This is a genomic window from Agromyces cerinus, assembly GCF_016907835.1.
In the GTDB taxonomy this organism is placed as follows: domain Bacteria; phylum Actinomycetota; class Actinomycetes; order Actinomycetales; family Microbacteriaceae; genus Agromyces; species Agromyces nitratus.
The window spans coordinates 302273-313124 of sequence record NZ_JAFBCT010000001.1; the positions used below are offsets into that span (position 1 = coordinate 302273).

General features: G+C 71.0%; 10 protein-coding genes. 8 read left to right on the forward strand and 2 right to left on the reverse strand.

Annotated features, from left to right (window positions below; translation table 11 throughout):
• The first annotated feature begins 50 nt into the window (after positions 1-50).
• Positions 51-1055, forward strand: coding sequence for a hypothetical protein (locus JOE59_RS01345; RefSeq protein WP_204458629.1), 1005 nt, complete (start codon positions 51-53; stop codon positions 1053-1055).
• Between the two features lie 14 nt (positions 1056-1069).
• Here JOE59_RS01345 and JOE59_RS01350 read toward each other — a convergent pair whose 3' ends face one another.
• Entirely contained in the window at positions 1070-1852 is a 783-nt protein-coding gene (locus JOE59_RS01350) for a hypothetical protein (RefSeq protein ID WP_204458630.1), read from the reverse strand.
• Entirely contained in the window at positions 1828-2352 is a 525-nt protein-coding gene (locus tag JOE59_RS01355; RefSeq protein ID WP_204458631.1) for a hypothetical protein, read from the reverse strand. Before JOE59_RS01355 ends, JOE59_RS01350 begins: the two co-directional genes overlap by 25 nt.
• A 108-nt stretch (positions 2353-2460) precedes the next feature.
• Between JOE59_RS01355 and JOE59_RS01360 the strand changes: the two genes are divergently transcribed.
• From JOE59_RS01360 to JOE59_RS01390, 7 genes are all read left to right on the forward strand, one after another.
• Positions 2461-3564, forward strand: a complete 1104-nt coding sequence (locus JOE59_RS01360) for a hypothetical protein (RefSeq protein ID WP_204458632.1) — start codon at positions 2461-2463, stop codon at positions 3562-3564.
• A gap of 49 nt (positions 3565-3613) precedes the next feature.
• Positions 3614-7957, forward strand: a complete 4344-nt coding sequence (locus tag JOE59_RS01365; protein WP_204458633.1) for a type VII secretion EssC family protein — start codon at positions 3614-3616, stop codon at positions 7955-7957.
• 183 nt (positions 7958-8140) lie between these two features.
• Positions 8141-8656, forward strand: coding sequence for an FHA domain-containing protein (locus JOE59_RS01370; RefSeq protein WP_204458634.1), 516 nt, complete (start codon positions 8141-8143; stop codon positions 8654-8656).
• 35 nt (positions 8657-8691) lie between these two features.
• Entirely contained in the window at positions 8692-9375 is a 684-nt protein-coding gene (locus JOE59_RS01375; RefSeq protein ID WP_204458635.1) for a hypothetical protein, read from the forward strand.
• A gap of 148 nt (positions 9376-9523) precedes the next feature.
• Entirely contained in the window at positions 9524-9817 is a 294-nt protein-coding gene (locus tag JOE59_RS01380) for a WXG100 family type VII secretion target (RefSeq protein WP_056010942.1), read from the forward strand.
• Positions 9818-9888: 71 nt separating this feature from the next.
• Positions 9889-10548, forward strand: coding sequence for a WXG100 family type VII secretion target (locus tag JOE59_RS01385; RefSeq protein WP_179550985.1), 660 nt, complete (start codon positions 9889-9891; stop codon positions 10546-10548).
• The gene (locus tag JOE59_RS01390) at positions 10541-10849 is read left to right on the forward strand and encodes a WXG100 family type VII secretion target (protein ID WP_074260080.1); all 309 of its coding nucleotides are present in this window, start codon (positions 10541-10543) and stop codon (positions 10847-10849) included. The genes JOE59_RS01385 and JOE59_RS01390 overlap by 8 nt, the downstream gene beginning before the upstream one ends.
• The last annotated feature ends 3 nt before the right edge of the window (positions 10850-10852 follow it).

Sequence of the window (10852 nt, forward strand, 5' to 3'; positions counted from 1 at the left end):
CTACAGTTGGCCAACCACGGGTGCGAGGGGTGCCCGGAAGGAGCGCGATCATGAGCAGCACGACTCCCGGAGCAGACCCGGAACGTCACGGCGAAGAGACCGGCCCGGTCGGCGAGGGCATCGTCGATGACTCCGCGCCCGAGCCCGCCCCCGTCCTGAACGAGACAGGCCCCGTCGACGAGCCCGCGCCCATCGAGGCAGAGCCGGTCGAATCCTCGGCCGAGGCGTCAGAGCCGGAGGCCGTCGACGCCGAGCTCGCCGCGACCTCGCCCCTGGATGAGGCCCTCGAGCGGGCGAGCGCCCACCCCGCGCCCGAAGAGACCAACGGCATCGACGACCTGGATGCCTCGTCGACGCCCGACCCGGTCGCCGCCGATGCCGTGCGTCGTGAGACCTACGTGCCGGCATCGACCGTCGCCGCCGGAACGGCCGCCGGCGCGGCCACGCTCGCCGACGTGCCGGAGCCGGTGTACGTCGCACCGCAGCCCGGTCCGCAGACGATCTACGTGCAGGCGCCGACGCCGCCGAAGGCGAAGGGCAATCGCGGATTCGGCGTGCTCGTCGCGCTCATCGGCACCGTCGCGTTCGGTGTGCTCTTCGCGGCCGTCGCGTACGTGCTCTACCTGAGTTTCGGTGCGCCGGACGGTGAGGCGATCGGCATCGCCGACTTCCTCATCCAGCCCACGTTCTGGGTGCCAGTCGTCGCGTTCTTCATCGGGTTCGCGCTGCTCGCCGCGATCGTCAACCGCGGACCGTGGTGGACGTACGCCGTGTTCGGGCTGCTCGTCGGGGTGCTCGTCTACTTCGCCTACATCGGCGGCTCGTTGCTCTACGTGCAGGCCTGGACGCTCACGCTCGAGCAGGCGAACGACTTCATCGCAGAGCGCTGGCTCGACCCGTACGCGATCGTCGCGGCGGTCATCGCCCGGGAGATCCCGATCTGGCTCGGCGGCTGGATCGCCGCCCGCGGGCGCACGGTCACCGAGCGCAACCGGCTCGCGATCGAGGCGTACGACCGCGAGCTCGCGGCAGGCCCGCAGGTGCAGCGCTACTAGAGGCGGACGGCGGTCTACTCCGAGGCGGCGCAGTCGCGAACGAGGTCGGCCGGAGCTTCGATGTCGAGCTCCTCACCCCACGCGCCGAACGCGAATGAGCCGTCGCCGCTCGGGTCTCCTGCGGTGAAGTCCGTCGGCAAGGGTGCCCCGACGCGCTGCACGTGCATGACTCCTGCCGGCGCGGTCTCGCCGCCCACGACCACTTCGAGGAGCTCGGCGTCGGCGGCGGGCTGTGCCACGCTCACCGATCCACTCGCGCCGAGCAGTGCCGAGACCAGGTCTGCGGGGCGCAGGAGCGGCGACCACTGGTCGGCGAGGCCGTCACCGGCGGCGGCGCAGACGTACCCCTGTTCGAGCTCGGGGATGCCGAGTTGCGCGGCGTATGCGGCATTGCCCCGCATGTAGGTGTGCCCGCCGACCGTGACGACGTCGAGACTCAGCCCGCCGGCGGTGATCTTCGCAGCGAAGGCTCCGGGCCGACCGCGGTAGTCGACGGCGACCGTGCGTCCCCGGGCCGGGTCCGCCTCGGGCGTCGCGGCGGTCAGCTCGGTGAACGTGCCCGAGTACTCGACCGTGCCGGCGGCCGCGACGGCGTCGACGACCTCGCCGGCGGCGTCCGTCCCGGTCAGGAGCCAGAGCCCGTTGCCGTCGATCTGCGAGGGGTCGAGGTCGCCGAGCTCGAAGTGAGACGGGGTCGGCGGCACCTCGGGCGGCGCCTGGCTGCAGCCGGCCAGGGCGAGCGCCGCGACGAGCGCGAGCGGCGCGGCCCGCCTCACGATGCGGCGTCGGCGACGCACGCGCTCTGCGCCCGCTGTGCACCGAGGGTCTCGGCGTCGAGCGAGACCTCGCCTGTGGTCGCGGTCGGTCGCACGACGAAGCACGTGTCGTTCTCGTAGAGGCCGAGCGCCGACGGCAGCCAGGCCTCGGTGCCGGTGACCCATTGGGTCAGGTCGGTCGTCTCGCCGTCGCCGTGCACGGCGTAGACGCTGTAGGCCGCGTCGGGGCCGCTCCAGTCGAGATGGGCGTTGCCGCCGTCGATGGTCAGCCCGAGACCGCTGACCGCGACGGAGTCGTCGGTGACGGCGGTGATGATGAACCACGTGATGGCACTCGCGAGCGCGACGAAGGTGAGTCCGATCGAGACCATGAACGCCGGATGCCGCCACCACTTGCGCTCCTGTGCAGGCGCCTCGGCCAACTCGGGGAGGACCGAGCCCGTGGTGCCGAGCGGGCGGGTTCCTGCGGTCTGGGGCAGGGCGGTCTGACCGGGCGCGCTGCCGAGCGAGGGGTTCTGCATCGGATCCTTCCGGGGCTGCGCCGAACGAAACGGTCGGCGCCGGCCGACCGCGTACCATGGTATCCCGAACGCCCGGGGGCACGATTCGTGCGCGACGACAGGAGAGCAGTGGTCACAGCGCGGGTCCGCCGAGCCGTGACGGCCGCGCTCGTCGTCGTGGGCGCCGTGAGCGCCGTGCCCGCTGCTGCAGCGTACGCCGAGGGCGACGGCGGAGCGGATGCCGCGGCATCCGGTGCGGCATCCGGCCCGACCTCGATCGCCGTGCCGTATCTCGGCTCCGCCTCGATCGAGCCGGGGGAGGGCTGGCAGATCACCGACTGCGCGGGCCCGCGCGCCGCGAGCCCCCTCGTCGTCGCGTGCGAACCGGCGAAGATCACGCTGAGCGCGCCGAGCTTCGATCCCGAGGCGCCCGTCACGATCGTGCCGGTGCCGCTCTCGAACGGCCGCACGTCGATCGTCGTCGACTACTCCGTGTCGCTGGCCCCGCCCGAGGCGCCGACGGTGGCCGGAGGCGAGGTCGGGCACCCGGTCGCCGCCGGGTCCACGGCGCTGCTCCCGCTCAGCGACCTCGGCATCGCGTGCGCGGTCTGCGCGGAGGGCGGCGCACTCGACGTCGTGGAGGTGCTCCCCGCGGAGGCCGGCAGTGCGGCGTCGAACGGCACGCACCTCGTCTTCCGGCCCTCGGCGGGCTTCACCGGCGACGCCGAGCTCGTCGTGCGCTACGCCGACGACTACGGCGCCTGGTCGGCCGACGCCTCGATCGTCGTGCCGGTCTACGCGCCGAGCGCGACGCTCATCGCCTCGAGCATCACGACTCCGCTCGGCGACGGGCCGCAGACGGTCGACCTGATGCCGCTCGTCTTCCGGTTCGGCGGCGACGCCGACATCACGCTCGTCGGCTGCGGTTCCACGATCCACGGGTCCGTGGTGTGCGCACCCGACGGCACGGCGGTGTACGCGCCGTCCGGGGCATCCGTCGACCAGTTCAGCTACCACGTCGTCTCGACCGACGGCGAGCACGCGACCGGGTCGGTGACCTTCGTTCCGGATGCCGCGGGGCAGGCGTTCGTGCCGGCGTCGGCGATCGGCGCCGACGATGGCGTACCGTCGAAGATCGTTCCGCGCGTGCCGGTCGAGGGGGACGCGGCAGGCGTGCGATCGGGGATCTTCGCCCCGCTCATCGAGACGCTCGACCGAGCGGGCGTGCGATGACGGCGACGATGACGACGGCGATGATGTTCGCGACAGAGAGGTGTGCAGCATGAGCGTTCGACTGACGGTCGGCGAACCGGTCGCGGCGGGGAAGCCGTCGTCGTGGCTCCTGAAGGTCGACGAGGCGACGACGGTCGGAGAGGTCGCGGAGTCGCTCGGCGTCGTGCCCAGCGTGCTCGACCCCCGGGCCGGCACGGCGACGCCGCTCGCCGAATCCGCGCTGCTGTCGGGTGCCACGGTTCCGGCGGCGGCGGCGTCGACGCTCCTTGCACCCGGCACGCTCCGACTCGAGGTCGTCGGCGGGCCGTTCGCCGGTGAGAGCGTGCCGATCGCCCGCGGCGCCGCCATCACGATCGGCAGCGCGAACTCCGCCGGTCTCACGATCGCCGACCCCGCCCTGGCGCCGCAGCACGCGGTGCTGGCGCTGAACGCCGCAGCGACGCTCGAGAGCGGCCGGCCCGCCCCGCTCGCCGCGACCCTGGCACCCGCGGTCGAGGGGGCCCCGATGTGGGTGAACGGCGAACCGATCTCCGCCGAGGTCGCCCTCGTTCCCGCCGACCTGTTCCAGATCGGCAGCAGCATGTTCCGCATCGGCATGGCCCCCGGGTCCGATGCCGACCTCACCCGCGACGCCCTCGGTGGTCGCGGCTTCAACCGGCCTTCGCGCATCGAGCCGACGAAGGCGCAACCGGTCGTGCAACTGCCGGGCGACAAGCCCGACGACCCCGACCAGTCGCCCATGCCGTGGCTCTCGGCGATCATCCCCGTCGTGCTCGGCGTCACGATGGCCGTCGTGTTCCAGCGCCCCATCATGCTGCTCATGGCTGCGGCGAGTCCGATCATGGTCGTCGGCTCCTTCATCGCGAACCGCAAGCTCGCGAAGAAGAAGGGCCTGAAGACCGAGAAGCAGTGGATCGAGGAGGTCAAGGTCGCCGAGCGTCGCATCAGCGACCTGGCACGGGTGCAGCGGCTCGAGGGCTGGTACCGCATGCCCGACCCGGTCATGATCGCCGACATCGCGCTCCGTCCGCTCTCGCGGCTCTGGGAACGGCGCAAGAGCGACGGCGACGCCCTGCAACTGCGCGTCGGGGTCACCGAGGTCGCCCTCGACGTGCGATTCGAGGGAGGCGGCAAGGACCGCTCGGCCCCCGCCCGTGTCGGCGTCACCCCGCAACCCGTCGCCGCAGAGCTCCGCACCGGTGTGGTCGGCATCGCCGGCCCCGCCGACGCCGTGCGCAACCTCGCCCGGTCGATGGTCGCCGCGTTCGCGACGATGCGCTCGCCGCGCGACGCCGAACTCATCGTGATCTGCGATGAGGCCGACGACGCGGAATGGGGCTGGACCCAGTGGTTGCCGCACGCGCAGGCGAACACGACCGCGGCCGCGATGATCGGCAACACCGACGACAGTCGCCGCGAGCGGCTGCGCGAGGTGGCCGTCACGCTCGAGACGCGCATGCGGATGGCGAGCCAGCGCGGGGCCGTGATCCCCAGCGACATCCTCATCGTGGTCGACGGGGCCCGCGACTACCGCATGCTGCCCGGCATGGTGCCGCTGCTCGAGCACGGCGCCGCGCATGGCATCCACATCATCGCGCTCGACTCCGAACGCGCGCGGCTGCCCGAAGAGGCAGCCAGCGTCGTCGTGGTCGACCCGGCCGACCCGTCGATCGGACGGTTCGAGACGGGCAAGGAGTACTACCCGACCGTGCTGCTCGACGGCGTCTCGATCGCCGCGGCCGATCGCATCGCGCGCAGCCTCTGCTCCATCCAGCACGTGAGCGGCGTGGGCGACGATGCGATGCTGCCGACCAGCGTGCGCATGGTGGACCTGCTGAAGATCGACCTCGACGACCCGGCGCCGATCATGCAGCGCTGGGCCAAGCAGCCCCGCAACACCTTCGTCGTGGTCGGCGCGAACGCCGACGGCGAGTTCGCGATCGACATCTCGCGCGACGGCCCGCACGCGCTCGTGGCCGGCACGACGGGCTCGGGCAAGTCGGAGTTCCTGCAGGCGCTCGTCGTGAGTCTCGCGATGGCGAACCGGCCGGATGCGCTGAACTTCGTGCTCGTCGATTACAAGGGCGGGTCGGCCTTCGCGGACTGCGAGCGGCTGCCGCACACCGTCGGCATGGTCACGAACCTCGACGCACGCGAGACCGAGCGCGCGCTGGCGTCGCTCGATGCCGAGCTCAAGCGCCGCGAGCGCGTGCTCCGCGACATGAACGCGAAAGACGTCGAGGGCGCATGGGCCAAGGACGCCGACACGGCGGCCAAGCGCGGGCTCGCACGCCTCATGATCGTCATCGACGAGTTCGCCGAGCTGAAGACGGAGCTGCCCGAGTTCATCGACGGCCTCGTGCGCATCGCCCGCGTCGGTCGCTCGCTCGGCGTGAACCTCGTGCTCGCCACGCAGCGGCCCTCGGGCGTCGTGACCCCCGAGATGCAGTCGAACATCAGCCTCCGCGTCGCGCTCCGCGTGACCGACCGTTCCGATTCCTCCGACATCCTCGGGTCGGGCGAAGCCGCCCTCATCAGCTCATCCACGCCCGGTCGGGGCTTCGTGCGCCTCGGGCCGTCCGCCGCCCCGGCTGGCTTCCAGACCGCGCGTGTCGCCGGCATTCGGCCGGGTGTGCAGCGCGCCGTCAAGTCGCTGCCGCCGAAGGCCCCGCTCGAGTGGGAGTCGCTCGGCTTCCCGGCACGGTACCCGAGCGCGGGGCCGACACACGCCGCCAACACCGATCACGACGACACCGACCTCCGCGCGCTCGTCGACGTGATCACGCTCGCCACGCAGCAGATGGGTATCGCGAAGAACCCGTCGCCCTGGCTGCTGCCATTGCCCACCGTGCTGCCGCTCGAGCGGTTCGCCGACCAGCAGGTCGCACGCACCTCGCTGGTGCTCGGGCTCGAGGACGTCCCCGGCGAGCAGTCGCAGCGCGGCCTCACCTGGGACATCGCGAACGGCTCGCACGTGCTGTTCATCGGCGGCTCGATGTCGGGCCGCACGACCGCGCTGCGCACCATGCTGGCCCAGACCGTGCAGCAGTTCTCCCCGGCCGACCTGCACCTGTACGTGATCGACTTCGGCAACGGTGCACTGCTCCCGCTCGCGGACGCCCCGCACTGCGGCGCCGTCGTCACCCAGCTCGACGCCGACCGGCTGCCGCGTCTCGTGCAGCGGCTGCTCGAAGAGCTCACGAACCGGCAGTCGATCCTCTCGGCAGCGGGCGTCGGGCACATCAACGAGCAGCGGGCGCAGGCGGGCCCGGGCGACGCACTCCCGTACGCCGTCATCGCTCTCGACGGTTGGGAGCGGATGCTCTCGACCATGAACGCCGACGCCCTCATCGCATTCCGCGACCAGTTCATGCGGGTGCTCCGCGAGGGCCCCGCGGTGGGCGTGCGCGTGCTCATCACGGGCGACCGGTCGATCACGGGCGACAAGGTGAGTTCGTTCATCGACGAGCAGTACGTGCTGCCCCTCCGCGACATCAGTGACTATCGCACGGCCGGCATCATGGCCAAGGACATCCCTCTCGACCTGCCGCCCGGGCGCGTGCTCTTCGGCGCCGCGGGCACCGAGGCGCAACTCGCGGTGCTCGTGCGCGAGACGAGCGGCGAAGCCCAGACCACGGCGCTGCGTCGCGTCGTCGAACAGGTGCGCGACCACTTCGACCAGTATCCGCAGCTCGCCGAGCTCGCGCAGCCGTTCCGGGTCGACCCGCTGCCCGGGTACATGGCCCTGACCGCGGCCTACGAGCTGCCGCTCGGCGAATCCGGTCCGGCGGACGGTCCGGTGGTGGCCGTCGGCGGCGACCACCTGTCGCGGTTCACGCTCGACTGGCCGGCCGAGGGCGGGTTCGTCGTCACCGGCGGCCGCAAGTCGGGCCGTTCGTCGACCCTCGCGGCCATGCTGCACCAGCTCGCCTGGCGCAAGGAGCCGCTCCTCGTGGTCTCGGCACGCCAGTCGGTGCTGACCGAGGTCGCCGCCGGGCACTCGGTGCCGGTCGTGTCCGCGGCCGACACGGCCCCGGCGCAGCTCGACGAGATCCTCGACGCACTCGGCGAGCGGGTCACGATCTTCGTCGACGACGCCGAGCAGTGGAAGAACGCGCCGATCGAACATGCGCTCAGCGGGGTCAAGCATCGTGCCTCGTTCGTCGTCGCCGCCGATACGGAATCGGTGTCGACCCTGTTCGGCGGGCCCCTCGTCGAGGCGAAGAAGGCGCGGCGTGCGCTCGTGCTGCGCCCCGAGTCATCCGTCATGGGTACGCAGGTGATCGGCAGCCCGATCCCGAAGTTCATGCTGGGTCGCGGCTCGGCTGGTGGCGGCGTCTTCACGACCCCTGCGGGCTGGATGCCGGTGCGGGTGCCCGACATCCGGCAGTGACGGCGGCGGTGTCGCGCCGCCGTACACTGGATGCCGGAACAGGGGGTCGATACCCCGATCACCGAGGAAGGGAAGTTCGCCGTGGCCTCCACGCGTTGCGTCTACTGCGATGCGACCCTGCAGCCGAACAGCATGTTCTGTCTCGAATGCGGACAGCTGATCCCGCAGTCAGAGAAGCCCCCGGTGCCGGCGCAGTTCTCGCCCGGGGCCGCTTCGGCGCCCGCCGTCCAGCACCAGGCCGCTCCCCGCGCGACCTCGGCCGTCGACCCGGTGCCGCTTCCCGGAACGCTTCCGTGGCAGCAGCGCGGCACCGCTGAGCCCGATGCGCCCGTGGCCAAGGCCGCCCCGGTCGAGGTGCGCCAGCACCTCAGCCGTGCCGAGCTCGTGTTCTCCACGGGGCAGCGCGTCCGGATCGCAGGCAACGCCGTCATCGGTCGGAAGCCCGCGCAGACAGCGCAGGCGACCGGCGCGCAGGCGATCGAGGTCGAGGACGACACGCGCTCGATGTCGCGGGTGCACCTGTTCCTCGAGTTGAACGACGGCGTGCTCGTCGCCGGCGATGCCGGGTCGAGCAACGGCTCCGGCGTGCAGCGCGACGGCGTGCTCACGCCGCTCGAGAGCGGCGGCCCCAAGGTCGAGGTGCATCCGGGCGACACCGTGTGGGTCGGCGACGTGAACTTCGTCATCCATTCGGCCTGACGCGCGGCCGCGGCATCCGCTTCGATGAGGACGACATGACCGACCGACAGCCCACTGCGGCCGGGCCGATCGTGTTCCGGATCCCGGCAGATCGACAGCGGCAGGCGAGCGGTGCGCAGACGACGGGACTCGTGCTGGGGATCGTCGTCGGCGGCGGGCTCGTGATGTTGGCGGTGTGGCTGCCGAGCAGTGGTATCGACGTGGTGGCATCGCTCGTCCTCGGCCTGCTGGGGCTTGCGGGCCTCATCGGGTTGGTCGTGGCAGTTGCCCGCTGGCGACGCAATCTCCGCATCGTCACGGGCGGCGACGGAGTCGTGTTCGCCGTCGACTCGAGCGGTCTCGTGCTGGGTGCGTTCGGCCGGATCGCCTGGGCGGATGTCGCAGAGATCGTGTTCAAGGATCACCGGACCTCCGGCGGCGGGCCTCAAGGCACTCCCGCGGCGTACGGACGAATCCTGGGCCAGCGGCTGCGCGAGCGCGGCGGAACGTGCGAACTGGACGTCTTCGTGACGCTTCGCGGCAGTTCATCGGATGCCGGGCCTGTGCCGGGCTCGGCCGCAAGCGACATGTCGCGCACGTCGAACGGTCGAACCGTCGTCCGGCTGCCATTCGGTGCGGCACTGCCGGTCGACGCCTTCCACAATGCGTATCGTGCCGTCGAGCCGGTCGCCGCCGCGCACGGGGTCGCACTCGTCTACGACAACAAGGCCCGGGTCTGACGCACGGTCTGCATGGGGAGTGCTCCCCATGGGCTGGTCGTCGATCGCCGGGTAACGTACAGGTGTCGGGTCGAAGGCGTTCCATTGAGCGGATGCCACGGCACGACGTGTGAACCTGAACGTTCCTGTTGATCCCACGGAGGAAACCATGGCGGAAATCCGCGTCACTTCTGACTCGCTGGCCGGTGTCGCCGGGCAGCTCTCGAGCGGCTCGCAGTCGATCGAGTCGCAGCTGTCGAACCTGAAGTCCCTCGTCGAGGGCCTGATCTCGGGCGACTGGTCGGGCACGGCGTCGCAGAGCTTCAACGAGCTCTACTCGCAGTGGGACCAGGCCGGTCTGCAGCTGAAGGAGTCCCTCCAGGGCATCAGCGACCTGCTCAACCAGGCTGCGCTCTCGTACGAAGACAGCGAGAACGCGATCGCCGGCACCTTCAACGGCTGACGAACCCCTTTCTCAGGTGCCGACGCGGCCTTCGCGTCGGCGCTTGAGTCGTTCACCCCTCAGGAGCTCGCATGGTCTATTTCAAGGTACGCGCCGACTCGCTCAGCGAGGTGGCCGCGCTCATCGGAAACGTCATCGTCGCATTCGATGCGAACCTGGCGGCCGTCGACGGCACGGTCACGCGAACGGTCGATGCCACCTGGGTCGGTGAAGACGCCGACAAGTTCGGCGAGAACTGGGCGACGTTCGTCGCCCTCTCCGGTCAGGTGCGTCTCGCACTGACCGGCCTGCAGCAGGGACTCATCTCGGCAGACGGCTCCTACACCCGAACCGAGTCCGGCGTCGGCGGCAGCTTCAAGGGCGGTCGGCAGGGTCTGGTCGCGGTGAAGAACGCCTCGGGCGGACTGGGCAAGCGTGTCGCCTCCGGTGAGGAGAAGGCCGAAGACATGGCCGAGTTCTTCGGTCGCGACTACGCCGGCGACGACGAGGTCGAGCAGTTCGGCGGCGGCATGCTCGGCCCTCGCAAGTCCGGCGGCCAGGCCACCGGCGGCGGATCCGGCGACACCGACGGCGATGGCGACGACGACTCGATCGGCACGGGCGTGTTCCGCCTCGGCGCCGATGGGGAGCCCGCGGTGGCTCCCGAACAGGTGCTCGGCGTATCGGATTCCGGCGATGCGGCGGCCGAAACGCCCGATGCGGCAACGACCGATGGAGAAGACCGTGGCTGAACAGCAGGCAGACGTCTCGGAGCTTCAGGCTCTCGTGCAGACGATGGGCGAACTCGTGGCGTACTGCTCAGCGCTCAAGCAGGGCGCGAGCGGGTTCGCATACATGCTGCCCAACGAATGGCAGGGCCCCGCGATGCAGGCGTTCCTCGGCTCGTTCGAGGCATGGGCGGTAGGGGCGACCTCGCTCGAGGGCGTCGCCGAGTCCCTGCGCCAGCAGGTGGAGACCTCGCACAACTCGTACTCGACCACGATCGAGAAGCTGACGACCGACTGGTCCAGCATCGAAGCAAACCTCGGATAGGGA

Coding starts and splice junctions, on each gene's coding strand:
- JOE59_RS01345 (WP_204458629.1), top strand. CDS start 51: ATGAGCAGCACGACTCCCGGAGCAGACCCGGAACGTCACGGCGAAGAG.
- JOE59_RS01355 (WP_204458631.1), bottom strand. CDS start 2,352: ATGCAGAACCCCTCGCTCGGCAGCGCGCCCGGTCAGACCGCCCTGCCC.
- JOE59_RS01365 (WP_204458633.1), top strand. CDS start 3,614: ATGAGCGTTCGACTGACGGTCGGCGAACCGGTCGCGGCGGGGAAGCCG.
- JOE59_RS01375 (WP_204458635.1), top strand. CDS start 8,692: ATGACCGACCGACAGCCCACTGCGGCCGGGCCGATCGTGTTCCGGATC.
- JOE59_RS01380 (WP_056010942.1), top strand. CDS start 9,524: ATGGCGGAAATCCGCGTCACTTCTGACTCGCTGGCCGGTGTCGCCGGG.
- JOE59_RS01385 (WP_179550985.1), top strand. CDS start 9,889: ATGGTCTATTTCAAGGTACGCGCCGACTCGCTCAGCGAGGTGGCCGCG.